Annotated in this window: 23 protein-coding genes and 1 pseudogene; 5 read left to right on the top strand and 19 right to left on the bottom strand. The window is 56.5% G+C overall.

Annotated elements, in window-relative coordinates; genetic code table 11:
- From AC07W5_RS19950 to AC07W5_RS19935, 4 genes and pseudogenes are all read right to left on the bottom strand, one after another.
- Positions 1–290 (bottom strand): annotated as a pseudogene (locus AC07W5_RS19950) (phage infection protein); the annotation flags it as partial.
- 361 nt (positions 291–651) lie between these two features.
- Positions 652–1833 (bottom strand): acetyl-CoA C-acetyltransferase, encoded by a 1182-nt coding sequence (locus AC07W5_RS19945; RefSeq protein ID WP_495024183.1) that lies wholly within the window; start codon positions 1831–1833, stop codon positions 652–654.
- 26 nt (positions 1834–1859) lie between these two features.
- On the bottom strand, positions 1860–2519 hold the full coding sequence (locus tag AC07W5_RS19940; protein WP_494992179.1) for a CoA transferase subunit B: 660 nt from the start codon (positions 2517–2519) through the stop codon (positions 1860–1862).
- 51 nt (positions 2520–2570) lie between these two features.
- A complete protein-coding gene (locus AC07W5_RS19935; RefSeq protein WP_494992178.1) occupies positions 2571–3269 on the bottom strand; it encodes a CoA transferase subunit A in 699 nt (232 codons plus the stop codon).
- Positions 3270–3412: 143 nt separating this feature from the next.
- Here AC07W5_RS19935 and AC07W5_RS19930 point away from each other — a divergent pair, with 143 nt between their 5' ends.
- Positions 3413–4312 carry a LysR family transcriptional regulator gene (locus tag AC07W5_RS19930; protein WP_495024182.1) on the top strand — a complete coding sequence of 300 codons (900 nt, stop codon included), beginning with the start codon at positions 3413–3415 and terminating at the stop codon, positions 4310–4312.
- A gap of 788 nt (positions 4313–5100) precedes the next feature.
- Here the strand turns inward: AC07W5_RS19930 and AC07W5_RS19925 are convergent.
- The 6 genes from AC07W5_RS19925 to AC07W5_RS19900 all read right to left on the bottom strand — a co-directional run bounded on the left by AC07W5_RS19925 (position 5101) and on the right by AC07W5_RS19900 (position 10722).
- A complete protein-coding gene (locus AC07W5_RS19925; protein ID WP_495024181.1) occupies positions 5101–5535 on the bottom strand; it encodes a hypothetical protein in 435 nt (144 codons plus the stop codon).
- Positions 5536–5939: 404 nt separating this feature from the next.
- Complete coding sequence (locus AC07W5_RS19920; protein ID WP_495024180.1) at positions 5940–6968, bottom strand: RHS repeat-associated core domain-containing protein; 1029 nt, start codon at positions 6966–6968, stop codon at positions 5940–5942.
- A 379-nt stretch (positions 6969–7347) separates the two neighbouring features.
- Complete coding sequence (locus AC07W5_RS19915; protein WP_495024179.1) at positions 7348–8043, bottom strand: RHS repeat-associated core domain-containing protein; 696 nt, start codon at positions 8041–8043, stop codon at positions 7348–7350.
- A gap of 132 nt (positions 8044–8175) precedes the next feature.
- On the bottom strand, positions 8176–8445 hold the full coding sequence (locus tag AC07W5_RS19910; protein WP_495012530.1) for a hypothetical protein: 270 nt from the start codon (positions 8443–8445) through the stop codon (positions 8176–8178).
- A 1171-nt stretch (positions 8446–9616) separates the two neighbouring features.
- Positions 9617–10396, bottom strand: a complete 780-nt coding sequence (locus AC07W5_RS19905) for an SDR family oxidoreductase (RefSeq protein WP_495024178.1) — start codon at positions 10394–10396, stop codon at positions 9617–9619.
- Positions 10396–10722: a nuclear transport factor 2 family protein gene (locus tag AC07W5_RS19900; protein WP_495024177.1), complete on the bottom strand. Its 327-nt coding sequence runs from the start codon at positions 10720–10722 to the stop codon at positions 10396–10398. Before AC07W5_RS19900 ends, AC07W5_RS19905 begins: the two co-directional genes overlap by 1 nt.
- 99 nt (positions 10723–10821) lie before the next feature.
- On the opposite strand from AC07W5_RS19900, the gene AC07W5_RS19895 reads away from it, so the two are divergent.
- Entirely contained in the window at positions 10822–11163 is a 342-nt protein-coding gene (locus AC07W5_RS19895; RefSeq protein ID WP_495024176.1) for a winged helix-turn-helix transcriptional regulator, read from the top strand.
- Positions 11164–11628: 465 nt separating this feature from the next.
- Here AC07W5_RS19895 and AC07W5_RS19890 read toward each other — a convergent pair whose 3' ends face one another.
- The 4 genes from AC07W5_RS19890 to AC07W5_RS19875 all read right to left on the bottom strand — a co-directional run bounded on the left by AC07W5_RS19890 (position 11629) and on the right by AC07W5_RS19875 (position 14613).
- On the bottom strand, positions 11629–12243 hold the full coding sequence (locus AC07W5_RS19890; protein ID WP_495012522.1) for an alpha/beta fold hydrolase: 615 nt from the start codon (positions 12241–12243) through the stop codon (positions 11629–11631).
- A 205-nt stretch (positions 12244–12448) separates the two neighbouring features.
- Entirely contained in the window at positions 12449–12760 is a 312-nt protein-coding gene (locus AC07W5_RS19885; protein WP_495024175.1) for a putative quinol monooxygenase, read from the bottom strand.
- Positions 12761–12858: 98 nt separating this feature from the next.
- A complete protein-coding gene (locus AC07W5_RS19880; protein WP_495024174.1) occupies positions 12859–13545 on the bottom strand; it encodes a carboxymuconolactone decarboxylase family protein in 687 nt (228 codons plus the stop codon).
- An 87-nt stretch (positions 13546–13632) separates the two neighbouring features.
- Positions 13633–14613 carry an aldo/keto reductase gene (locus tag AC07W5_RS19875; protein WP_495024173.1) on the bottom strand — a complete coding sequence of 327 codons (981 nt, stop codon included), beginning with the start codon at positions 14611–14613 and terminating at the stop codon, positions 13633–13635.
- A 132-nt stretch (positions 14614–14745) separates the two neighbouring features.
- Between AC07W5_RS19875 and AC07W5_RS19870 the strand changes: the two genes are divergently transcribed.
- Positions 14746–15639 carry a LysR family transcriptional regulator gene (locus AC07W5_RS19870; protein ID WP_495012519.1) on the top strand — a complete coding sequence of 298 codons (894 nt, stop codon included), beginning with the start codon at positions 14746–14748 and terminating at the stop codon, positions 15637–15639.
- A gap of 244 nt (positions 15640–15883) precedes the next feature.
- Here AC07W5_RS19870 and AC07W5_RS19865 read toward each other — a convergent pair whose 3' ends face one another.
- Positions 15884–16546, bottom strand: a complete 663-nt coding sequence (locus AC07W5_RS19865) for a dihydrofolate reductase family protein (RefSeq protein ID WP_494992174.1) — start codon at positions 16544–16546, stop codon at positions 15884–15886.
- A gap of 373 nt (positions 16547–16919) precedes the next feature.
- A complete protein-coding gene (locus tag AC07W5_RS19860; RefSeq protein WP_495024172.1) occupies positions 16920–18341 on the bottom strand; it encodes an aldehyde dehydrogenase family protein in 1422 nt (473 codons plus the stop codon).
- Between the two features lie 100 nt (positions 18342–18441).
- On the opposite strand from AC07W5_RS19860, the gene AC07W5_RS19855 reads away from it, so the two are divergent.
- Entirely contained in the window at positions 18442–19398 is a 957-nt protein-coding gene (locus tag AC07W5_RS19855; RefSeq protein WP_495013591.1) for a LysR family transcriptional regulator, read from the top strand.
- 211 nt (positions 19399–19609) lie between these two features.
- Here the strand turns inward: AC07W5_RS19855 and AC07W5_RS19850 are convergent, their stop codons facing one another.
- Positions 19610–20170: an HAD hydrolase-like protein gene (locus tag AC07W5_RS19850; protein ID WP_495024171.1), complete on the bottom strand. Its 561-nt coding sequence runs from the start codon at positions 20168–20170 to the stop codon at positions 19610–19612.
- Positions 20171–20288: 118 nt separating this feature from the next.
- On the bottom strand, positions 20289–20585 hold the full coding sequence (locus AC07W5_RS19845) for a hypothetical protein (protein WP_495013590.1): 297 nt from the start codon (positions 20583–20585) through the stop codon (positions 20289–20291).
- Between the two features lie 2 nt (positions 20586–20587).
- Here AC07W5_RS19845 and AC07W5_RS19840 point away from each other — a divergent pair, with 2 nt between their 5' ends.
- A complete protein-coding gene (locus AC07W5_RS19840; RefSeq protein WP_495013589.1) occupies positions 20588–21484 on the top strand; it encodes a DMT family transporter in 897 nt (298 codons plus the stop codon).
- A 262-nt stretch (positions 21485–21746) separates the two neighbouring features.
- Here AC07W5_RS19840 and AC07W5_RS19835 read toward each other — a convergent pair whose 3' ends face one another.
- Positions 21747–23357, bottom strand: a complete 1611-nt coding sequence (locus AC07W5_RS19835; RefSeq protein ID WP_495024170.1) for a gamma-glutamyltransferase family protein — start codon at positions 23355–23357, stop codon at positions 21747–21749.
- Positions 23358–23399 lie beyond the last annotated feature (42 nt).

The raw sequence follows: 23399 nt of genomic DNA, 5'->3' as shown, positions 1-23399 counted from the left end.
CCACCTTCAGCGACGCGGCTTTCGATCAGACGGTCGGAGCCACCTTCAGCGACGCGGCTTTCGATCAGACGGTCGGAGCCACCTTCAGCGACGCGGCTTTCGATCAGACGGTCCGAACCACCTTCAGCGACGCGGCTTTCGATCAGACGGTCGGAGCCACCTTCAGCGACGCGGCTTTCGATCAGACGATCGGAGCCACCTTCAGCGATGACCGGGTGAGTGGAGGAAGCGGCAAAAGCGTTGGCTGCAAGTACCGAGAAAGCGATGCTGAGGATGATCTGGCGTTTCATGATGGTGTGCTCCGGGGTGTTATTGGTTGGGTATGGAGCAGATGTTACGCGTCAGGATTTTTATGAGAACTTCATTGGGTCGATGGTGAACATCGATGCGGATGATGGAAGACAGCCCCGCCTGCATCCCCCCGTAGCAGCTGTCGAGTAATGCGAGGCAGCGTTCGGCGGCGAAGCCGTCGCCAAGTCTGCACGCGCGGTGTTCCAGAAAGACCGGGGTGTCCGGTTTTACGACGGCTTCGCCGCCGAACGTAGCCTCGTATTACTCGGCAACTGCTACGGGGGGATTGGCGTGTGTCGAGTGGGAAAAGAAAAGGCCCGGCTATCGTGGAGCCGGGCCTTGTCCATGTTGCTCGTTGAATCAGCTGCGCTCGATCGCCAGCGCCACGCCTTGACCGCCACCGATGCACAACGTGGCGAGACCTTTTTTGGCATCACGCTTGATCATTTCGTGCAGCAAGGACACCAGCACCCGGCATCCCGAGGCACCGATAGGATGGCCGAGGGCAATCGCGCCACCGTTGACGTTGACCTTGCTCGCGTCCCATTCCAGCTCCTTGCCGACCGCCAGTGACTGCGCGGCGAAGGCTTCGTTGGCTTCGATCAGGTCCAGCTCACCCAGGCTCCAACCGGCCTTTTCCAGGCAACGGCGGGTCGCCGATACCGGGCCGATGCCCATGATCGCCGGGTCGACACCGGCGTTGGCGTAACTGGCGATCCGCGCCAGGACTGGCAAGCCCAATGCTTTGGCCTTGTCGGCGCTCATCAGCAGTACCGCCGCGGCGCCGTCATTGAGGCTCGAAGCGTTGCCCGCAGTGACGCTGCCGTCTTTCTTGAACGCCGGTTTGAGCTTGGCCAACGATGCTGCGGTGGTCTCGGCACGGGGTTGTTCGTCGACGGCAAAGGACAGCGGATCGCCTTTGCGTTGAGGGATCAGGATCGGTGTGATCTCGTCAGCGAAGCGACCGGCCTCAATGGCCGCCGTGGCTTTATGCTGGGAGGCTGCGGCGAAGGCATCCTGCTCTTCGCGGCTGAGCCCGTATTTCTCCACCAGGTTCTCGGCGGTGATGCCCATGTGGTAATCGTTGAAGGCATCCCACAGGCCATCGCTGATCATGCTGTCGATCATTTTTGCGTGGCCCATGCGCAGGCCGGTGCGGGCTGCGGGCAGGACGTAGGGCGCCAGACTCATGTTTTCCATGCCGCCGGCGATGACCACTTGCGCATCGCCGCAACGAATCGCCTGGGCGCCCAGGTGCAGGGCCTTGAGGCCCGAGCCGCAGACCTTGTTCAGGGTCAGCGCCGGTACTGCGTGGGGCAGGCCGGCGAAGATCGACGCCTGGCGTGCCGGGTTCTGGCCTGAACCTGCGGTGAGCACCTGGCCGAGGATGACTTCATCCACTTCGCTACCGGCGAGGCCGGTCTGTTCCAGCAGACGGCGGATCACGGCCGCGCCGAGCTCCGGCGCGGGAATACTGGCCAGCGAGCCCTGAAAGCTGCCAATGGCAGTGCGGGTTGCGGCAACAATGACGACTTCTTGCATCGAATCTCTCCTCATTCAGTCGGCGTTCAGGCGAACTGCATTTCCGGGACGTGCTCAGGTACGATCAGCTTGCCGGCGGTCTTGCTGACGATTTCCTCGACGCTGACACCGGGTGCACGCTCCTTGAGGAGGAACGCACCGTCTTGGATTTCCAGGTAGGCCAGGTCAGTCAGTACGCGTTTGATACAACCGGCGCCGGTCAGCGGCAGGCTGCAGCGCGGCAGCAGTTTTGACTCACCGTCCTTGGAGGCGTGGGTCATGGTGACGATGATGTTTTCGGCACCGGCCACCAGGTCCATTGCGCCGCCCATGCCCTTGACCAGCTTGCCGGGGATCATCCAGGAGGCGATGTTGCCTTGCACGTCGACTTCAAAAGCGCCGAGCACGGTGAGGTCGATATGGCCGCCGCGAATCATTGCGAAAGACTCGGCGGAGGAGAAAATCGACGCACCGATACGGGCGGTGACGGTCTGCTTGCCGGCGTTGATCATGTCGGCGTCGACTTCAGCATCGGTGGGGAAGGAGCCCATGCCGAGCAAGCCGTTTTCCGATTGCAGCATGACTTCCATGCCTTCCGGGATGTAGTTGGCGACCAGGGTCGGAATACCGATGCCGAGGTTAACGTAGAAGCCGTCCTGCATTTCGCGGGCGACGCGCTGAGCCATTTGTTCGCGGGTAAGAGCCATTGTTTTTCTCCATGCTCTGTTATCAAGAGCTTCGGGCTGGAAGGGAAGGGATCAGGAACGCACGGTGCGCTGTTCGATGCGCTTCTCGAACGTGCCGCAAATGATCCGGTCAACGTAGATGCCAGGGGTATGGATCTGCGTTGGGTCCAGCTCGCCCGGTTCGACGATTTCTTCGACTTCGACCACGGTGATCTTGCCGGCGGTGGCGGCCAGCGGATTGAAATTCTGTGCGGTGTGGCGGTAGATCACGTTACCGAAGTGGTCGGCTTTCCAGCCTTTGACGATGGCGAAATCGCCGGTGATGGATTCTTCCATCAGGTACGGGCGACCCTTGAATTCGCGGGTCTCCTTGCCGTCGGCAACCGGGGTGCCGTATCCGGTGGCGGTAAAGAACGCCGGGATGCCAGCGCCGCCTGCGCGCATTTTTTCAGCCAGGGTGCCTTGCGGGGTCAGATCGACTTCGATTTCACCGCTGAGCAGTTGCTTCTCGAACAGGGCGTTTTCGCCGACGTAGGACGCGATCACCTTGCGGATCTGCCGGTCTTCCAGCAGCACGCCGAGGCCGAAACCGTCGACGCCGCAGTTGTTCGAGACCACGGTGAGTTCGCGAGTGCCTTTGCGCTTGATCTCGGCGATCAGGTTTTCCGGAATACCACACAGACCGAAGCCGCCGGAGATGACGGTCATACCGTCTTCCAGACCGGCCAACGCTTCCTCGTAGGAAGCCACGCGCTTATCGAAACCTGCCATATGCACCATCCTCTTTTATTCTTTGTGGGCGGCTGGCTAGCCGTATGGGCAAGAGTGTTGCTCTGGAGAATTTATTTGTTAAGTTGATTTTTAAGGTTGATTAATAGATAAAATTAAACAATCGATCCCTGGAGGCGTCACTGATGACCGTGAAGCAGATCCGCGCCTTTCTCGCCGTGGCGCAAAGCCTCAGTTTTGCCGTCGCCTGCGAGCGTCTGCATCTTTCGCAGTCGGCCCTCAGCCTGACGATCAAGGCGCTGGAGGAAGGCCTGGGTGGCCGACTGTTCAGCCGTACCACACGCAATGTCACGCTGACCCCGGAAGGTGAGGCACTGGTGCCGCTGGCTCGGCGACTGATTGCCGATTGGGATAATGCCGAGGACGAACTGCGTCAACGCTTCACCCTGCAGCGCGGCCGCGTGACCATTGCCGCGATGCCCTCATTTGCCGGCAATTTGCTGCCGTCGATCTTGAAAACCTTCCGCGCCCGCTACCCGAATGTGAACGTCACGGTGAACGACGTGATCAACGAGCAGGTGCTGGAGATGGTCCGCGATCGTCAGGTGGAGCTGGGGGTGGCCTTCGAACCGCAGCAGAGTTCGTCGCTGGCGTTCACGCCGTTGTATATCGACCGGTTCGTGGCCGTGGTGCCCAGTGATTCAGCGCTGGCCGACTGCGGGGAAACCGACTGGGAATCCCTGTTGAAGCTGCCCTTCATTACCTTGCAAAGGCCCTCGACGGTGCGCGTCATGCTTGAGGAACACCTGCAGGCCCGCAACATGAAACTCCCGGTTGAACTGGAGAGTCACCAGCTGGCGACGGTCGGGCGGATGGTTGCCAGCGGGTTGGGGGTGAGCGCGGTGCCGGCGTTGTGTGCCGGGCAGATGCATGAGCTGGGCGCGCGTTGCATCACCCTGCGCGATCCGCTGATGAGAGCGATCGGTGTGCTGACCAAACCGGGTCATGAGTTATCGGCGGCGGCTCAGGCGCTATTTGATATCTTGCAGGATGAAAGGCTGGGGGAGCGGTTTTCAGTGTCGTGATTGCTTTCCCAAAACCCTTTGCTTTAATCAGCTCATCAGGCAATGGGCCGGGAGCTGGGTAATTGCACGGACTTGCCCACCCGTTTGCATTCGACCTGACCAGCCATTTGCATCGGATTTGACCAACTCGTTTCGTGGCAATGACCGGCAGGGAACGACCCTATACGGTCAGTCGTGGACGGAGGATATTGGCACCGATGAGTAGCGAACCCCAGGTGTTGCTGCCGCTGGTCATATTGCCATTGGCGTCATACAGCAAGGGGGCACCTCCCCATATGGATTGCTGCCATAACCTAGGGTTTGCTGGGAGACCCGGCTATTGGCATCATAGCTGTTGCTGAGGAGTACATTGCCGTTAAAATATTCAATAGCATTTTTAACTCAAAAAAGACAACCCCCTTCCTGCGTTGAATTAATCCTTTTCTGGATAGTTACACCATCGACAGCGAACATACTTCATGGTGGTGAACGGGATAAATCGAAGCGCCTTGTTTCCGCACCTAGGGCAGCGCACATTTGAGATGTTTATTAGTAGTACAGAACCAACGAATATCCAGCCAGCGTTCATTGCGGTAAACATCCATCCAGGTAGCTTGCCCCCAAAAATATATATTGTTATTGTGACTGCTAATTCAATCAAAAAACCAATGGGCAGCCAGAGCAGGAACATGTTACGGCGCCGGCGTATTTCCTTTATAAGGGGATCTTTATCGTAGGGCGTCATTTTCATTTAATCCCGGGCTGTGTGATTTTTTTTAAATTCCACGTTAGTGGGCAAATGAATTAAACTAATTGACAATAGTCTGGAGTGTTGGAGATACCGCAGTTGCAGTCCCTGAATCACCAGCAAACGCACCAAACCCCGCACCGGACCCAAGTTTGTATGTAACTGCACCAGATACTCCTGATATTTTCCCGCAACTGTCTCCTGAGGCACTGATACCGAAAGCAGGCCCCCAACCGACATCTAGCTCACCATACGTAGTGTGGTCAAAACCTGTAGTGGGGGTATCACCCTTTCCACCAACGGCGCTGCCTCCCCATCCGGCATAATAGCCAGCATCGAGCCCCCCATTGGCTTGACCTTGCACATACACCGATGAGTTCATTCCATTGAAATTCACATCCCCGACCATATTAAGACTTCCTCCCGATCCTGGGGCTATCAAAGCTACACCACCAGAAATCGTAAATTGATATGCGAGGCCATATGGATCAGTCATGCTAATCGGATTCCCGCCAACATAGCCACAGATACTTTACGATAAATGCAACACCATACACTCGTGATTGCCGCCCTACTGATTTCGGCTTTTAATTGCAACATAGAAGATAAAAAATACGGATACAACATGTTCAGTGGAAAATACAATAAAGAAAAAGTTGTCAGTCATTGGGCGCGGTATAGAAGTGATTATTGTGTAGGCTTCCATTTGTCCAAATATCACTATGAAAACGGTCGCAATAGATACAGATCTGCCTATAAATTTTTTCAGAAAATTGTCACGAAATCGCCGCAATGAACTTAGATACCAAAGCAAAACTCCCCACTCAACAAAGGCAAGTGGTAGGATTGCCAGCCTTCCGATAAATAAGTGTTCGCTTCCGTTGGTCATTTTTAACACCCTCACTTTGATGGCTCACCTTCGCCAGCTAGCGCCGCACCAATTGCAGGCAAACCAATCGCCGGGCCGGATGTTATGGCCGCCCCAATGCTAGTAGCGCCCCATTCGCCGAATACTTCACTTAACCCGCTAAATACACCAGTACCCCAACCAGCCATCGCGCCTCCAGAGACAGCGCCGACGGTAGAACCCAAATTTATTGACGTGCAATTTTTGCCATACTTCGCGATCTCCTGCCCGGCAATATCACCAAGGCCACCGGCGACACCTCCAATAATGGCCAATGTACCAACGCCCAAACTAGGATCAATCAAACCAACAAGGGCTCCAATTGTGCCCCCCGCCAACGCTCCAGCGCCTATGTCCCTCCAATCTCCACCTTGCACTGCCGCACCTATAGTGCCTTGGACAGTTCCTGAAATAGCGCCAACCGTTACACCAATAACAGGATCGGTTCCTCGAGGATCCTTGAGGCCAATCGGATTCCCGTTTACATAGGCATACGTATTAATCCCTCCAGCAAGACCTATCGGATCTCCCGAGATAAAACGCCCAAAGCCCGGAGAGTAATACCGTGCCCGATAATAGTAGAGGCCCGTACCATCATTTTCCCGCCCTGTGTACTGCTGGCTGTTAGCGCTGGCAAGACCGCTGCTGCCGGTCTGGCCATAAGGGTCATAGGCGTATTGGGTAGTGAACGCTCCGGTGCTGTCGGTGAGCGCTTGGGTTGAACCCAGCGCATCAGCCAAGTAACTGTAGGTGCTGCCACTGGCCTCAGTGCGACTGAATATTTCATCGACGCCGCCAGTGAGGAGGTTGGCCTGTGCTGTGGGGGTGACGGCACCGGTCAGCTCTTGTACCAGGTTGAGACCATCGAAGACATAGCCGGTGGTCTGGCCTGCAATCGTCTTCTGGCTGCGTCTGTTGGCCGCGTCATAACTGAAACTGCCGGAGGTGGTATCGCGGCGTCGCGTATCTGCTCTATCTGGCCATTGCCAACATAAACCTGGGTAGTCTGTAGATCTGGTCACGGCCTGAAGCGCTATCGCAGGCTTCTTGAAAATAATCCTCCGATGTTTGTTTCTAAACTCCCCCCCCGAGTGTCCAGCAAGGTATTCACGCAGAGGGTAGGAATGATCACCATATATGCATATATGTCTTTTTATAAGTTACTTATCAGCCCCCATGTTAAGAAAAAAGACATTAAAAGAGCTAGTGCGCCAACCGCCCTAAGAATATACAAGTAATTGCTTGATCTAACCAGGGTCTTGAGTGGGTGGTTTTTTGATGCGTATGTCCAGTCAATCCACTTGATTATAATGCCTTGCGTTTTCTCAGAAAAAAACAAGCACATTACCCCCAGTAAACACAGTGCAACAATAAAGACTAACAATTCAAAACTTTTCATTCTCACCATCCTGATCCAATCTTCCCAGCAGCCTGGAAGGAGTAATTGTAACTAGCACCTAGTTGTGGCGTAACCAATCCAACCCCTGTTGCAGACCCATTACCTGGTGACCACGACTCAGAAACGCCTCCCCAAAAACCAGCAATAGCATTAACTCCATTTCCCGACAAGAAATTATTGAGCTGATTTTCAGTAGGGTTGCATGACTGATTTATCCAGTTTTCAGTAAGGCTTCCCGATACAAGAGTAGCAGACTTTCCAATTCCTGCGCCTAAAGGGCTCCAGTACCAGCTCCCATATCGATCAATACTTGCAGTTCCTGACCAGCCAACAACCGTGCCCGTTAATGGGTTTGGAATTGTGACATTTAAATTCGCTGAGAGGAAATCTGGACGACGCCATAGCCCTAAAGGATCAATGTAAGAAACCGGATTCCCACCGACATAACCATACGTATTTATCCCTCCCGCAAGGCCAATCGGATCTCCCGAGATAAAATGCCCAAAGCCCGGAGAGTAATACCGTGCCCGATAATAATAGAGGCCCGTGCCATCATTTTTCCGGCCGGTGTACTGCTGGCTGTTAGCGCTGGCGGAGCCGCTGCTACTGGTCTGGCCATAAGGGTCGTAGGTGTATTGCGTGGCGAGTGCTCCGCTGCTGTCGGTGAGCGCTTGGGTTGAACCCTGCGCATCAGCCAAGAAGCTGAAAGTGCTGCCACTGGCCTCGGTGCGGCAGAATACTTCATCGATGCCGCCTGTTAACTCTACATTAGGTTTAAAAATTTAAAACACTTGGATGCCTACCATGCCCACGAACATTAATATGCTAATTCAATGGAAGTACTTACGCTGCAAGAGATCGATGACGATCATTAGCACAATTAAAGACACAGACCAAAAATCCAACAAGTGAAGATAATCGGATTGCATCGAGGTTATATATGAATAGGCTCCATGATTATTGACCAAAACCTGATGTATTGCATCTGGATTTTTCGGGCCTTCCCCCGCATATCGAACAAACAATTCACTTCGATAAAAAAATAGTAAAACACCAGAGGCTCCAGCGATAAATTTAAAAATGACAATAACTATTTTCATATTCATCACCATAAATGTCCGACAGGGCTCAGAATCGTATTCGTTTTTCCAGAAAAAGCTCCCCCGCCAAACCCAGGACCTACCGTCCATCCCGCTCCAATCACCGTTTGACCTTGAGACCCAGCCCCCCAGAATGCATCACCGGTCGTGCTTGGACCCCAACCACCGCCCAAACACATGCTCAGGCAACGCACGACGCGCATACTCAGTACTTGTACTGAGGGGGCTGAAGCCGGGGGCTGCGATACCTGAGGAGATAGGGGCGGAAAACGCAGTGTTTCGGATCAATCCATTGGAGAGTGCCCAGCATTTGCTGCTGGGACTGTAGTAAACCTGAAGTAACCATAAGCACCTCCCTGTGAACCAGAGCCAAATTTGGCTCGTCGTACACGTCGTATGCGCAGCGGTTGGAACACTAGCGCGCTCACAGGGATGGAGTTTTCATTCCATGATATTGGGTGAGATCAAAAGCCCACGACCCCGAGCATCCAGCACGAAGTGACAGTAGTACAGTGTTAAAAAACTCGCCAACTGGCGCCTAGAAACCGATCGGCCAGGATGGCTTTCCTGCGATCTATTTCGACCATGCAAGGTTTATTCGAGGGGAACCCGTTTGTTCGCCGGTATGCAGGCAGATTCTCACTCTACCGACTGTCAATGTTCTGTCTATTGCAGTAGCCACAATCCGATCTGGCTGTTTTTATTTACTTTTTAGTAGTGAGTTAGGCTGCTGTCCATATATCCCGCAGTTCTGGAGGCTCCACCAAAGTTGCGGAAATTCCGGGGCCCACGCTCAACATCAATAGGAGGATTTGATGCTGCTGAAAGGACGGAAAATTTTTTCCGGGCGGCCGAGTTGCGGTTCTTTTTGGCGCTGGGGCTAACCGATGTCCTACAAACCCAAGGGGAGCGAGGATGAACACTCTAGCGAGCAGATTCAGTGAGTCGTCCCGTGTTTCGCAGACGGACTTGAATGTCTCCTCATGGCCGATTTCTGCCTGTCACCAAGGGCCGCAGTCGACCCATTGCGGACGCTCAATCAAAAGGACACGGACTCACTTTTTTCACTTCCCCTCTATGTCGGGCTAGTTTTCGCCTCATTCATATGGGTGGCTATAAGATAGTGCGGGGCACGCTCACTGCCTTACTTCATGCTAACTAAAGGAAGGCATCACACTGTGGGAACTGTTCCACCATCAATCACATATTCGGTGCCAGTAATGGAGCTCGCAAGCGGCGAGACAAGGAATGCGATGAGATCAGCGACTTCCTTTGGTCTGGCGGGGCGTCCGATCGGGATACCTCCCAGCGAGCCCATCACGATTTGGCGGCCACCCTCATAATCGGTGCCGTTCTGCCTCGCGATTTCCTTCACAAAGGCGACTGAGGCCTCCGTCTCCACCCATCCCGGTGACACCCGGACCACACGCACGCCCTTGGGGCTGACCTCTTTGGAAAGACCCTTGCTGTAGTTCGAAAGCGCGGCCTTGGCAGCGGCATACGCCAGGGTGGATTCAGGTAGCGGCAGCTGGTTCTGGATAGAAGTGACGTGGATGATGACGCCCGAACCCTGCTTGAGCAGCATGGGCAGTAGTGCTCGGTCGAGGCGAACTGCCGAGAGCAGGTTCAGGTCCAGAGCCCGCTGCCATTCCTGGTCATCGAGCATCGCGTAGCCACCGGCGGGAGCCGATGATCCACCTGCGACATGAACGATGATATCGAGCCCGCCGAGACGATCATGGACGGCATCAATGACGCTGGCACAACCCTCGGTGGTGGTGATGTCCGCCGCGACGAAGAGGTCCTCGGGAAGGTGCTCGGGACGCGAGCGCGCAGCTGTCAGGACTTTTGCGCCAGCCTCGCGAAGTCGGGAGACGACGGCTTCTCCAATGCCTTTGGTTCCGCCGGTGACCAGCGCCCGGAGGTCTTCGAGTTCCAGTGCGATGCTCATCAGCGAATCTCCAGGGATGCGATCTTGTCGTCGACGAGTACAACGGTGTAAGAGAGCTCGACAGGGCTGCCAGGGAAGTTCCCCGTAAGCCGAGCGAGCAGGGTCACGGTCTGTCCTTCCTGCGAGCTGCTCAATGGTTCGATGCTGTATTGATACTTGGCCTGCGAGGCTTGCTTCCAGGATTTGATGGCCTCCAACCCCTTGTACGTCTGGCCTTCGTCGCGCACGGTGGCATCTTTGGCGAAGCAGCGCTCCAACACCTCGGTGTCAGTAATCGTTTCGGCCGCAAGGTAGCTGGCGAGCGGTTCAGGCAATTCGATTTTCATGGCGATTTCACCTCACTGATGCAAGGATTTCTTCATCCACATGTTCGCTTTCGGCCATACCCGATGGCAAGAACCCACGAAAAAGTAAGCTAGGGAAATATGAGAAAATTCTATACGCCCTCTACTGCGGCTAGCGAAGTAGAAGCAGTGTTCAAGCAACTCGAAGGACGTTGGAAGCTGGTGATCCTGTTCCACCTCTTTGGTGGCCAGGTGCAACGCTTTTCCGAGCTGGAAAAGCTAATCCCCGAGATATCCCAGAAAATGCTCGCCCAGCAGTTACGCCAGTTGGAAGCGGATGGCATCGTGCGTCGCACCGCCTATCCGCAAGTACCACCTAAAGTGGAATATCGCATGACAGAGTGGGGCCAGGCGCTGTGTCCGGCATTGGATGCACTATTGCAATGGGCGGAACTTAGGGAGACGCTCAATCCAGATGCTTGAGCCCCCGAGGTTTCGCAGCCTCACATGAGAGGCTGCTATTGGTCGAGGCTGTGTAAAAACACTTCCGGGCTGGTGCAGCAATCAAAATCGGCGAGAAAAACACGCTCCTGCGCAAAATCAAAATCTGCTAACTAACTGGACGTTTGCAGATTTAACGTAGAAGCGAGGGCCGCAAAACGACGCCTGCGTTTTTACACAGCCTGGGCCGATTGCTGCCTGTCACAGTCGGCAGAAAACGACCCATAGCAGGTGGTCAACGTGGTGCGAAATCACATGTCATAGACTCAATGTTGGTTCGTACTCTTTTAACTATGCTTTGATTTTTTTTCATCTCTACGCGGTTTGCGCAGAGTATCCGGCGAGGTTAGGAGCGATATGCCTCCGGTTGTCTGTCCGCTATCCGAGAGGTCTTGAAACGCACGGGGCCGCACAATCAGTCCGACGCGGTGGCAACAAATGCTCCGCTCACCAGCAGGTCAGATGTCTCTCGATCAACCTCGCCACTTCGGCTGCGTGAGTAAAGCCCAGACTGTGATCGGCGCCAGGGAAAACGTGTAGTTCAGCACGGGGTAACAGTTGAGCAAGGCGCTGGCCGACTCGAACGGGGCTGATCAGATCAGAATCTCCCCAGAGGAGCAGGACTGGCGTGCGCAACTCGACCAACCGGAGCGTGAGGTCGGTGCGGTCGTCGAGAAACCAACTCGGCAGTGTCGGGTTGGCGGCAGCAAAGTCCGGGCGCCAGTCATGCGCGCCCAGAGCAGACATATCCACCCCACCAGAGGTAACGGTCAGCGTCAGGTGCGTGATCAGCTCAGGGCGTTCAAGCGCCGCAAGCACAGCGACTATGCCGCCCATGGACTGTGCCACCAGCGCTGTGGGCCGGTCGATCTCGGCCAGCACGCGAGCCACCAGATCATCCATGCCAGTCACGCTAGGCAAGGGCGGAGTGTCTCCAAAGCCGGGCCAGCCGATATGGACCTGCTGCGCCGGGTGGGCCAAGCGCTCAGCAACCGGATGCCAAAACCGGGTGTTACCTGAGGCTCCGGGCAGGAAGAGTAGTTTGGTGGGGGATGCGATCACAGGTTCGGTCCTTGAAGGTGGGATTGAAAGAGTCAGCAGGGGGAAAAATGGATGCCACGAGGTTCGATGACCACTTCGGAACGAGAGCCGCCGGTAGTGAAGGGCAACTCGCGACCCATAGCGGACACTATCCAGCGACCGCTATGGGTGAAATCTGAGGTGCATAACCGTTAGCGCTGCCATAAGTACCATCAGACGATTGGCCTCAGTCACTGACACGAGCATTAAGGGTAATAACGGGGCCGTAAGTGAGCAGTGGACGTAGCTCTTCCATAACGCTGGCGACATGTTGGTTGCCAGCGTGCTCTTCGACCGCCTGCTGGTTTGTCCAGCCATCGATAATGTAAAACGTATTGGGTGCTTCGAAACTCTGATAGAGGTCGTAATACAGGCAACCGGGTTCCGCTCTTGCCGGCTCAACAAATTGCAGGATCAAGGCTTTGACCCGCTCGGTGTCGCAATCATCGCAGTGAAGTTCGCAGATGATGTGCCGCTCTTCGGATTTGGTGCTTTGCATGTTTTTACCCTGGATGTAGAGAAGCCCTTGGCGGGCGAGAAATGACCGATTCACGGCCGGTCATTCGACGTACAGCGCCAGATTTGCCAAGTGATTTACTAGGAGCGTTTTTCGAATATTCCTTTGGCGATGGTTGCCGCCGACATTGCGTTCGGCCAGCCGGCGTAGAAGGCTAGATGCGTAATGATTTCAGCGGCCTGAATTTGGGTCAGGCCGTTATCCATGGCTTTGTTCACATGAAAAGGGATTTGAGCGGCTTGCCCCACTGCAACCAGGGCTGCGACCGTGACCAGACTGCGGTCACGGGGTGTCAGTGCCGGGCGCAGCCACAGGTCATGGAACAGTACCGAAGTTGTATAGCCTGCAAGCGCTTCAAATGCAGGGCCGATCATCTGTTCTACCGCCGCCACGCGCATCTGCTCAAAGGCTTCGTCGACTGGGAGCATGTTGTCTTGTACATCCGCCAATGCGGTTGGCACGATATCGCGGGCCTCAAATACGTCTTTGGCGATGGATGCTGCCAATGTGGCATTGCCCCAGCCTGAATAGAATGCCAAATGAGTGATGACTTCACTCAGTTCGGTGGGCGTGACGCCATTGTTCAACGCCAAATCGAATTGGCGAGCCATTTCGGCTGGCTGATGCCGCGCAATCAAGGCGGCTACAGTCACGATGCTGCGATCCCGGGGCAGCAATTGCGGACGCTGCCATATCTCTTCCAGAAGCACGTCCTGGGTGTAGCGCGCAAATACCGGTACGGCGAAGTTCGCTTCGTCTGACTTCATAGTGATTAATCGCTCGTGCAGGTGAATAGAGGGAAACGAGTGCGTGACGATGCTTCTGAAGAAACACCGTCAGGCGCTGAAGAACGCTTAGCGGTTGATGGTTTTCATCATCTGCGCGTTGTAGCGCTCACCTTGTACAGGCACCTTGGCCAGAACCTCACCGAGTTCACGAAGGTCTTCTGCGGTCAATTGCACGGTTGCTCCGCCTACGTTCTCTTCAAGGCGATGCAGCTTGGTGGTGCCGGGGATAGGCGCAATCCACGGCTTTTGTGCCAGCAGCCAGGCAAGTGCAATCTGGGCGGGGGTTGCTTGCTTGCGCTGGGCGATTTCACCGATCAGGGCGACGAGATGGTGGTTCGCCTCGCGGGCACCGTCAGCAAATCGAGGCAGATTATTCCGTACATCACCGCTAGAGAAGGTCGTACCGGCATCTATTTTCCCGGTCAGGAAACCTTTGCCCAACGGGCTGAAGGGAATGAAACCAATCCCGAGCGCTTCGAGAGTTGGAATTATTTCCAGCTCAGGCTCACGGGTGAACATCGAATACTCACTTTGAAGTGCCGACAGCGGCTGCACTGCATGGGCACGACGGATAGCGTCTACGCCAGCTTCACACATGCCAAAGTATTTGACCTTGCCTTCGGTAATGAGGTCGCGCACGGCCCCGGCAACATCTTCCATAGGGACATTGGGATCGACGCGATGTTGGTAAAACAGGTCAATGCAGTCGGTCTTCAGGCGCTTGAGTGATTCTTCCGCCACCTGACGGATGCGCTCAGGTCGACTGTCCAGCCCAGCGGCGGGATTGCCGTCCTTAAAACCGAATTTTGTCGCGATGACGATCTGCTCGCGAAATGGTTGAACGGCTTCGCCCACCATTTCTTCGTTGACTTGCCCATAGGCTTCTGCCGAATCGAAGAGGGTGACACCACGCTCAAAGGCCGCCCTGATGAGTTGGATTGCGTCCGCTTTGTCAGTGGCGGGGCCATAGCCGAATGTCAGGCCCATGCAGCCCAGGCCAATGGCTGAAACTTCGAGGCCGTTGCTGCCGATTTTTCGCTTTTGCATCATCCATCTCCTTTGAGGGTATTGGAAACCAACCCACAAACTGTTTGGTTATTGGGGATGCAGCTACTTTAAAAAGATCTGATCCATTCAAGAAGTGGCATACTGCGATAACCGGTATGAGATAAATTCATAATGGCACAGAGCGATTTCAACAGCCTTGCGGTGTTTATCACCGTTGCGCGCGAGCGCAGTTTCACCAGAGCCGCGGCCCATCTGGGTGTGTCCCAATCCGCTATCAGCCATAGCATCCGCAGTCTTGAAGAACGTCTTGGTATCCGCTTGCTGACCCGCACCACACGCGGCGCGTCGCCGACCGAAGCCGGCGAGCGATTGCTTGTCAGCCTTGTGCCTTACTACGAGGGAATAGAAGCCGAAATTGCCGCGTTAGGAGAGCTGCGCGACAAGCCGGCCGGAACTATCCGGATAACCTCGCACGACCATGCGGCCTCTACCATTCTCTGGCCGAAACTCTCCAGGTTGCTGCCGGAATATCCCGATCTGACTCTGGAGATCAACATTGGCTACGGGTTGATCGATATCGTCGCTGAACGCTACGACGCCGGAGTGCGTATAGGCGATCAAGTGGCAAAGGACATGATCGCAGTCAGGATTTCCCCTGACTTTCGAATGGCTGTGGTGGGAGCGCCGAGTTACTTTGCTCATCGTGCAAAACCACAGATTCCCCAAGATCTGACAACTCATAACTGCGCGAACCTGCGTTTGCCCACTCATGGTGGTTTGTATGCCTGGGAGTTTTCAAAGGCCGGTAAGGCGCTGCATGTTCAGGTGTCTGGGCAGATGATCTTTAACACCTCACCCCAAACAATGGCCGCAGCTGTGGAAGGATACGGGCTGGCATATGCGCCGGAGGATCTTGTCCAGGGCTATGTCGAGGATGGCCGGTTAATCCGTGTTCTTGAAGACTGGTCGCCGACTTTTCCCGGATATCACCTTTACTACCCGAGCCGGAGGCAGTCCTTGCCAGCCTTCGCACTTGTAGCCAACGCTCTACGATACAAGGGGTAGGGGAATGGGCAGATCCTGTATTGGATGACGATAGTCATCGTTTTTGACTGACTACCTCCAGCAGTTGGTTCACGCCGTCATCAATGTCTGCTTTTGGCCGATTTCTGCCTGTCACCAAGGGCCGCAGTCGACCCATTGTCGCCAGTCGCAAACCCTGAAAGTGGTCATTCAAATTTCGAGAAGCTGACACTGACGTCCGAGCTAAGGCCGCTGCCCGTCAGGGACGTCGGTCTTCAGCGAGTGGTTAGGCGTCCGTGTGCCCTTGGCGTCGCAGGACGACATGCGTGGCCTTTCCCGACGCTACGAATTCAACGCATTCGTATCCCAGAGCCCGCAAGTCAACCCCTTCGAACAGCGATTCTCCCCGGCCGAGCAGGACCGGCGCGATAGCAATGTGCAGTTCATCAATGAGGCCCTCACGAAGATACTGCTGGATTGTGTCCGGCCCACCGCCGATTCGAACGTCCATTCCGGCAGCGGCCTCGCGTGCACGGTCGAGCGCCTCGCGAATGCCTCCTGTTATGAAGTGGAACGTCGTGTCGCCTTCCATCTCGATGGGGGGACGAGCATGATGGGTCAAGATGAAGACTGGAACGTGATACGGTGGATTATCTCCCCACCAGCCTTTCCAGTTTGTGTCCGGCCAGTCCCCACGAATGGGCCCGAACATGTTCCTCCCAAGAATCCAGGCCCCGACATTCTGAAAGCCACGGGCGGCGAAATCATCGTCAACCCCGGTCGTACCGCCGTCCTTGCCGAACAAGGCCCGCTGGAACGTGCGTGTTGGGACTAGCCACTGGTGCAGTTCCGTCCCGCCAACGCCGAGCGGATTGTTGATGTCTTGATTCGGACCTGCTCCGTATCCGTCGAGCGAGATGGTGAAGCCCTCAACGCGAACCCGAGTCATCGTTTGCCTCCGTTTGGACGCCTGGCAGGTAATCAGCGGACGCCGGCGTTCGGACATACTTATTAGTAGGGACAGATTGTGTCGCGCATAAGCTTTTTTTTCACGGCGAGTCCTTTCCGAGCTGTCTCGATATTACGGTTAATGTACCGGACACCATTGAAGGCAGTAAATCCGCATCAATGCCCGGTTTGGAGAAAAGCCAGAAACAACGCTCAGCGCCCGCTAGTGGCAGATTTCTGTCTATCAGGAAGGGCGCCTATTGCCCCTTCGAGGTCATTCGGCTCAACATTGGCGAATGTCCGCTCCGCGTCGCCTGACCGGCCCTTCGGAGGGCAAGGTTGTCAGGTCCAGAGGCCACCCGGCGCGCATTCGATCACGATACGCCAAGCAGCGCCTTCGGCTCGAGAAATGCCTCAAGCCCGAACGTTCCGCTCTCGCGGCCGATACCCGAATGCTTGAACCCGCCGAAGGGCGCAGCCGGTTCGTGCGCGAGCGTGTTGACAAGCACGCGTCCCGCTTCGATTTGCGAGGCCACTGCGCTTGCTCGACCGGCGTCGGATGAGCATACGTAGGCTTGCAGGCCGTAGGTCGTATCGTTGGCAATCGCGATTGCGTCCTCCGTATCGCGGTACGCGATGATCGAGAGCACCGGACCGAATATCTCCTCACGCGCGATGGTCATATCGTTCGTCACATGGCTGAAGACGGTAGGGCGTACGAACCAGCCTCTGTTGACGCCGTGTGGACGCCCCTCACCACCGGCGATCAGGCGCGCGCCTTCGTCGATGCCGATGCGGATATAGCGCTGCACTCGGTCCCATTGTTTCTGGCTCACCATCGGGCCGATACTCGTGCGCGGGTCGCGCGGGTCGCCGGACTGAATGTCTGCGACTGCGTCCACGATTTTCTTCTCGAACTCTGAGAGCCGCGCCTGCGGCACCAGAATGCGCGTGCCAGCAATGCACGCCTGCCCGCTGTTCAAGAAGCCCGCCTGAAGCGAAAGCGGCACGGCTTCGTCGAAGTTCGCATCGTCGAGCACGATCACCGGGGACTTGCCGCCGAGCTCCAGCGTCACGCGCTTAAGCGTCTCCGCGGCAGTGCGCAGAATCGTCTTGCCGACTGCCGTTGATCCTGTGAACGATAGCTTGGCGACGTCGGGGTGCGAACTGATCTGCGCGCCTACCGTTTCACCAAGTCCCGTGACGATGTTGAACACCCCCGGTGGGAGCCCCGCTTCATGCAGCGCCTCTGTGATGACTCGTGTCTGAATGGCGCTCATCTCGCTTGGCTTGACCACGGCTGTGCAGCCGGCGGCGAGCGCCGCCGCGAGCTTGCCGCAAATAAAGCCCGCGTCGCTATTCCAAGGCGTAATCAGTCCGGCGACGCCGAGTGGCTGCATCACCACTTTGGCGGACCCGGCGCGGCGGACAAACGCGTAGTCTTCAAGCACCTTCGCCGCTTCCAGCAGCACATTGCTCGCGTGTTGGGCCATCCAGCGGCCGCGCGACACAGGTGCGCCATATTCCTCAACAATGGCTTCGAAAAGCTCGTTCTCTTTCGCGACCACAGCCGCATGCATGCGCTTGAGCATATCAACACGCTCGAACTTGTCCGTACGGGAGAACGTTGGGAATGCCCGCTTCGCCGCAGCGATGGCGACGCACGCGTCCTCGGCGTCGGCAAGGCGCACGCGGCCAATTACCTGCTCGGTAGACGGATTGACGAGGTCGAAGAACTCGCTGCCATGCGGTGTGACGAATGCGCCGTCGATGTAGATTTTGTCGATGATTTGCATGGTTGGCCCCGAAAAATGTTGTCAGAGGCACAAGATAGATCGTCGCCATTACACTGACTAGCCGTACAATTGAGGATGACCTGTTGAAGGATTTAGGATAATGAGGACATCCGGTCTGAGCGAACTGGAAGCCGTTCTGGCCGTCGCGCGCCATCGCAGTTTCCGCGCCGCAGCAAACGAAATTAACGTGTCGACGTCTGCGCTTAGTCACGCGGTCGCGGCGCTCGAAGCGCGTATCGGTGTGCGGCTCTTCAATCGTACGACCCGCAGCGTGTCGCTGTCGGAAGCTGGAGCGCAATTCGTGAACAGCATCGCGCCCGCTTTGTCGACCATTCATGCCGCGCTCGAGCAGGCCGGCAGCTTCCGCGACACGCCGTCGGGCACATTGCGGATCAATACGTCAGTGGGTGCGGCGAATCAGGTGATGCCGGCCTTCATCGCATTCCTGCAGCGCTATCCCGAGATGAAGCTCGACATCGTCACTGAAGGGCGGCTGATCGATATCGTGGTCGAAGGGTTCGACGCGGGCATCCGCCTGATGGGAAGCGTGCCGCAGGATATGATCGCGGTGCCTTTTGGCGACAGGCAGCGGTTTGCCGTCGTTGGCAGCCCCGCGTATTTTGCGCAGCACAAGCCGCCGTGCGCGCCTGTGGACCTCAGTGCACACCGGTGCATCCGCAGCCGGATGCCGAGCGGGTCAATCTATCAGTGGGAATTCCAACGGCACGGCGAGACGGTGCGCATCGACGGTGACGGCGCGCTGACGCTGAACGAGCCGGGGTTGATGCTGGCGGCGGCGCGCGCAGGCCTCGGCCTCGCGTATTTGACCGAATGGCACGTCAACGCGGATCTGGAGGCCGGCACGCTTGTGCGGGTGCTTGAAGACTGGACGCCGCCGCTAGACGGGCTATGCCTGTACTATCCGGGCCGGCATCATGTGCCAGCGGGACTACGCGCACTGACCGACATGATTCGCGAATACGCTGACGCGAACCGCGAGCGCGTGGCGGGGAAGAGGAATCTGCGCTCGCCGCCGGAGCATGGCACGCGGCGCTGATGCGCTATCTTCGCGCGTTGGTGTACTGCTCGAACGACCGCTCGAGACGCAATATCGGACACCGGTGTGTCCTCGACGAATGGCTGGGATTGGCCGATTTCCGTCTATCAGGAAGGGCGCCTATCGACCCAAAGCGGACTTTTGCGAAAGACAGCTCTCGGCCAGAGGCTGATTGTTGGAATCGGCTGAAATCGCCACTCAGTGGTCAAGCCTATAAACTTGCGGATGACTCAAGGTGCGTATCACTTCCTGCTAGTCGCCGTAATTCGCTCACATCGGCGAACCACTCATGGGACTGAAGACGGTGGAATGCATCATATGCTCCATATCCCCAGGCGACCGCACCAAAGGCGATACCGGCAGTCGCTGCTGCTTCACCATCCGTAGGTTGGTCGCCGATGTAGATAACTTCCTCTCGCGCCACGTCGAATTTGCGCATGACACGGCGCAAGCGAGACGCCTTGCCGAAAATGGAGACGCCGCACTCGAAGGCCCGGATATGTCGACAGCTGGAGCCCAAAATTTGCGTGATATTTTCTTGGGAATTAGAAGATACCACCGCCAGAATCAGTCCTCTCTCGTCAAGATGGGCGAGGGTATTGGCAATGTTATTAAACAGTGGGATCGAGCTTCGATGTTTCTTCATCAAGCTCATGAAGGTTCGCGCCACCAGAGGCAACTTCCAGCGAGGCATTCCGATATGAGCCATGATCTCCCGAGCCCCCTGCTTGTGCTGGGCGATTAATTCACCCGATTGACTGAAAGGGCGCATTATCCCCGCTCCGGAATCTGCCCGGAAGGAGTAAGTGGCTTAACGCTTGAGGAGGGGGTGCTCCTTGCCGGTGGCTGCCCTTAGGTGAGTGTCGCTTCTGGCCAAGGGTGAGCTGATTTCAGTGCTGGTCTGTCAGGGTTTTCTCGCTTTGTACCTGACGCTGGTCCTCAGAGCCAAAGGCTACCTGCTTTATTGGCTGTTGCCGTATCTGACTACCTTCAAGGCCTTGACTTGATTTATCAAACTCGCCGAGCATATTCCGATGATTGCCAAGGCCAAAGTCATTTTTCTCGCCACCCGTAATCGCCTCAGCCATCCGCTTCAGCACTACTTCACGGCGATGCATGGGAGTAAACGTCCCGTCGATGTGGGGCGGCATTCTATCGAACGACAAATCAGCGACAGGGATCGTCATCAATGCAATCTACTTTCAGCAAAGGCATCATATTTGCCCTCTCCGCCGCGGCACTGAACGCAACGATCGGTGTACTCAGCAAAGTACTCATGAGTAATGGCTTCACCGCCAGCAGTGTCGCTGTCATCAAGACCGTACTGGGTTGCATGCTTCTCTCGATCTTACTGCTTTTCCTCAAGCGCCCGGCGTCGACGACCAAATGGACTCAGGCGGCTATCTGCGCATTCCTCGGCATCTTTGTGCTGTTCCACTTCGAAACGTCCGCCTATCGACATTACGCTGCAGCAGGTGTGGTGGTTGTGCTGATGGCCAGTGCCTCAATTTCCTCGATCATTCTCGGGCGCATTTTCCTCAAGGATGCCATCACCGCGAACGCTACCGTGGGCGCCGCACTGGCTATCGCTGGGATCGCGGTGATCTTCGGCGCCGACCTGCAGCAGGGCTTTACCTTACAAGGTGCTGTGCTAGCCTCCATGGCCGGCTGCGGCTATGGGGCCTTTTCGGTTGCCATGAAGCGGATGGGTGTGTCGGGGGGGCTGCACTTCACCCGGCAATTGTTGTTCTTTGGCAGCCTGTACCTGCTGATGCCTGCTGCGGCCGATGGTTTCGCGATCGGCGAGCTGTCGCCGCTGGCGATCGCCGCTCTGCTGGCGCTGGCCGCGCTGCCGACAATCCTGGGTTTCTTCTGCACCACCAAGGCCATCGAGTATCTCAAGCCATCCCAAGTGCAGGCGCTGGAGCTGACCGAGCCGTTGTTCGCCGCGCTGCTGGCGTTTGTGGCGCTCAATGAAGTACCGCGCGAAAGCCTGTACGCAGGGGCGGCACTAATCATCGTCGGCCTGTGTTTTTCCAATGAACTGATCCGCTTGGGCAGCAAAGCATCCGTCCCTTCGACCTAGTGAGCTATTTTCGGATCCTGATTGCTTTAGCAATCAGTGGCTTTGAAGTGTTTTCAGGGCTTTGTCGTTTCTGGGGATGCGAGCGAGCAGCCCCTCTAAGCCCCAGCAATCTCCGCTGAACCCACCGCGCCCCAACTACGTCCAGTCAAACAAAGCGAGAGAGCACGCGAGGCCACGCTGTGCATCAGTTCCGCGCACGGATGCACAGCATATTTTTCACGCAGAAGAGACCGAGTCGTCTTTGTTTGTTTTCAGCTACCCGTTACCACACAGCAATATGGGAATCGGCCCGCGGCTCGGTGCCGCCGCACAACACACCGGTGTCCGGGTCGCGGATGATGATCTGCCCTCGGCCATAGTTGATCAGGTCGCAATCGACCTGAACCTTATGCCCGCGCCGGGCCAGCGAAGCGGCCAAGTCCCTCGACGCCCCCTGCTCGATGCCGACTTTCATGCCTCCCAGCCATTGCCATCGCGGTGCGTCCAGCGCGGCTTGGGGGTTGAGACCAAAATCCACCAGATTCATGACCATCTGCACATGGCCTTGGGGCTGCATGTAGCCACCCATGACGCCGAACGGTCCCACCGGCGCGTCACCTTTACTGATGAAACCAGGAATGATCGTGTGAAAGGTCTTTTTGCCCGGTGCCAGGCAGTTGGCGTGCTCAGGGTCGAGACTGAATTCCTGTCCGCGGTTCTGCAAGGCGATGCCGCTGTCTGGCAGCACCACGCCGGAACCGAAGCCGTGGTAGTTACTCTGGATGAAGGACACCATATTGCCCTGCGCATCTGCCGTGGCCAGGTACACCGTACCGCTGGCGTGAGGATCGCCGGGCTTAGGTGTCTGAGCCTGATCAACGATCTGTTCACGGCGTTGGCTGCTATAGATGTCGCTGAGAAGATCAGCCACCGCCACACGCATGTGCAGCGGATCGGTGATGTAATGCAGGCCATCGCTGTAGGCCAGCTTCATGGCTTCCAATTGACGATGCCAGGTCTGCTGGCTGTCTCGGTGATCGAAGTCGAAACCCTGGAGGATTTTCAGGGTCATCAGGGCCACCAATCCTTGCCCGCTTGGGGGGATTTCCCACACATCGTAGCCGCGGTAATTGATGCTGATCGGGTCCACCCATTGGGCGCGGTAGTCTTGCAGGTCGCTGGCTCGCAGGTAGCCGCCGGTGGCGCGGGAATGGGCATCCAGCCGCTGAGCCAGAGCGCCGCGATAGAGGCTTTCGCAAGCACTATTCGCCAGTTCTTCCAGCGTTCGGGCTTGCGCCGGATTGCGGAATAATTCACCGGCCTTTGGCGCACGGCCATCAATCAGGAACGTGTCGAACCAGGCGTCTAGCACCGGGTCTCGATGGGGGCTGAATTCATCCAGAGCAGTCTGCCATTGTCGGGCGACCACCGGCGACACTGGGAAGCCCTCCCGGGCCAGACTGATCGCGGGCTGCAGCAACTCGGCAAAGGGCAGCTTGCCGAACCGTCTGGACAACTCCGCCCAGGCCGAAGGGCAACCGGGCACCGTGACCGGCGTCCAGCCATAAAGCGGCATCTGCTCGTGACCACACGCCTTGACTGCATCGATTGTCAGTGCCGCCGGCGCTTGGCCGTTGCCGTTCAGTCCGTGCAATTGGCCTTTGCTCCAGACCAGAGCAAAGGCGTCGCCGCCCAAGCCGCAGCCGGTGGGTTCAACTACCGTTAGCGCCGCCGCTGTAGCGATCGCGGCATCAATGGCATTGCCGCCGTTGCGCATGATTTCGATGCCGGCCTCGGCGGCCAGTGGCTGTGAAGCCGCGACCATGCCACGGCGGGCAAACACATTCTGACGTTGCGACGGATAGGGATATTCGTGGGCAGAAAATTTCAACATGGCAAAAGCTCTTCCAAACAAAGATTCATTGGCCGCAGGTAT

Source organism: Pseudomonas sp. GW821-FHT01E05 (assembly GCF_059422425.1).
Note: the sequence above shows the minus strand (reverse complement) of the source record. Positions and strands in the feature narration are given on the sequence as shown.

Bases quoted from the DNA above. Each gene is read 5' to 3' on its own strand.
- AC07W5_RS19860 (WP_495024172.1), bottom strand. From the start codon at position 18,341: ATGCAAATCATCGACAAAATCTACATCGACGGCGCATTCGTCACACCG.
- AC07W5_RS19880 (WP_495024174.1), bottom strand. From the start codon at position 13,545: ATGAAGTCAGACGAAGCGAACTTCGCCGTACCGGTATTTGCGCGCTAC.
- AC07W5_RS19855 (WP_495013591.1), top strand. From the start codon at position 18,442: ATGAGGACATCCGGTCTGAGCGAACTGGAAGCCGTTCTGGCCGTCGCG.
- AC07W5_RS19875 (WP_495024173.1), bottom strand. From the start codon at position 14,613: ATGCAAAAGCGAAAAATCGGCAGCAACGGCCTCGAAGTTTCAGCCATT.
- AC07W5_RS19935 (WP_494992178.1), bottom strand. From the start codon at position 3,269: ATGGCAGGTTTCGATAAGCGCGTGGCTTCCTACGAGGAAGCGTTGGCC.
- AC07W5_RS19885 (WP_495024175.1), bottom strand. From the start codon at position 12,760: ATGCAAAGCACCAAATCCGAAGAGCGGCACATCATCTGCGAACTTCAC.
- AC07W5_RS19850 (WP_495024171.1), bottom strand. From the start codon at position 20,170: ATGCGCCCTTTCAGTCAATCGGGTGAATTAATCGCCCAGCACAAGCAG.
- AC07W5_RS19845 (WP_495013590.1), bottom strand. From the start codon at position 20,585: ATGACGATCCCTGTCGCTGATTTGTCGTTCGATAGAATGCCGCCCCAC.
- AC07W5_RS19895 (WP_495024176.1), top strand. From the start codon at position 10,822: ATGAGAAAATTCTATACGCCCTCTACTGCGGCTAGCGAAGTAGAAGCA.
- AC07W5_RS19905 (WP_495024178.1), bottom strand. From the start codon at position 10,396: ATGAGCATCGCACTGGAACTCGAAGACCTCCGGGCGCTGGTCACCGGC.
- AC07W5_RS19945 (WP_495024183.1), bottom strand. From the start codon at position 1,833: ATGCAAGAAGTCGTCATTGTTGCCGCAACCCGCACTGCCATTGGCAGC.
- AC07W5_RS19930 (WP_495024182.1), top strand. From the start codon at position 3,413: ATGACCGTGAAGCAGATCCGCGCCTTTCTCGCCGTGGCGCAAAGCCTC.
- AC07W5_RS19870 (WP_495012519.1), top strand. From the start codon at position 14,746: ATGGCACAGAGCGATTTCAACAGCCTTGCGGTGTTTATCACCGTTGCG.
- AC07W5_RS19840 (WP_495013589.1), top strand. From the start codon at position 20,588: ATGCAATCTACTTTCAGCAAAGGCATCATATTTGCCCTCTCCGCCGCG.
- AC07W5_RS19835 (WP_495024170.1), bottom strand. From the start codon at position 23,357: ATGTTGAAATTTTCTGCCCACGAATATCCCTATCCGTCGCAACGTCAG.
- AC07W5_RS19865 (WP_494992174.1), bottom strand. From the start codon at position 16,546: ATGACTCGGGTTCGCGTTGAGGGCTTCACCATCTCGCTCGACGGATAC.
- AC07W5_RS19900 (WP_495024177.1), bottom strand. From the start codon at position 10,722: ATGAAAATCGAATTGCCTGAACCGCTCGCCAGCTACCTTGCGGCCGAA.
- AC07W5_RS19925 (WP_495024181.1), bottom strand. From the start codon at position 5,535: ATGACTGATCCATATGGCCTCGCATATCAATTTACGATTTCTGGTGGT.
- AC07W5_RS19940 (WP_494992179.1), bottom strand. From the start codon at position 2,519: ATGGCTCTTACCCGCGAACAAATGGCTCAGCGCGTCGCCCGCGAAATG.
- AC07W5_RS19910 (WP_495012530.1), bottom strand. From the start codon at position 8,445: ATGAAAATAGTTATTGTCATTTTTAAATTTATCGCTGGAGCCTCTGGT.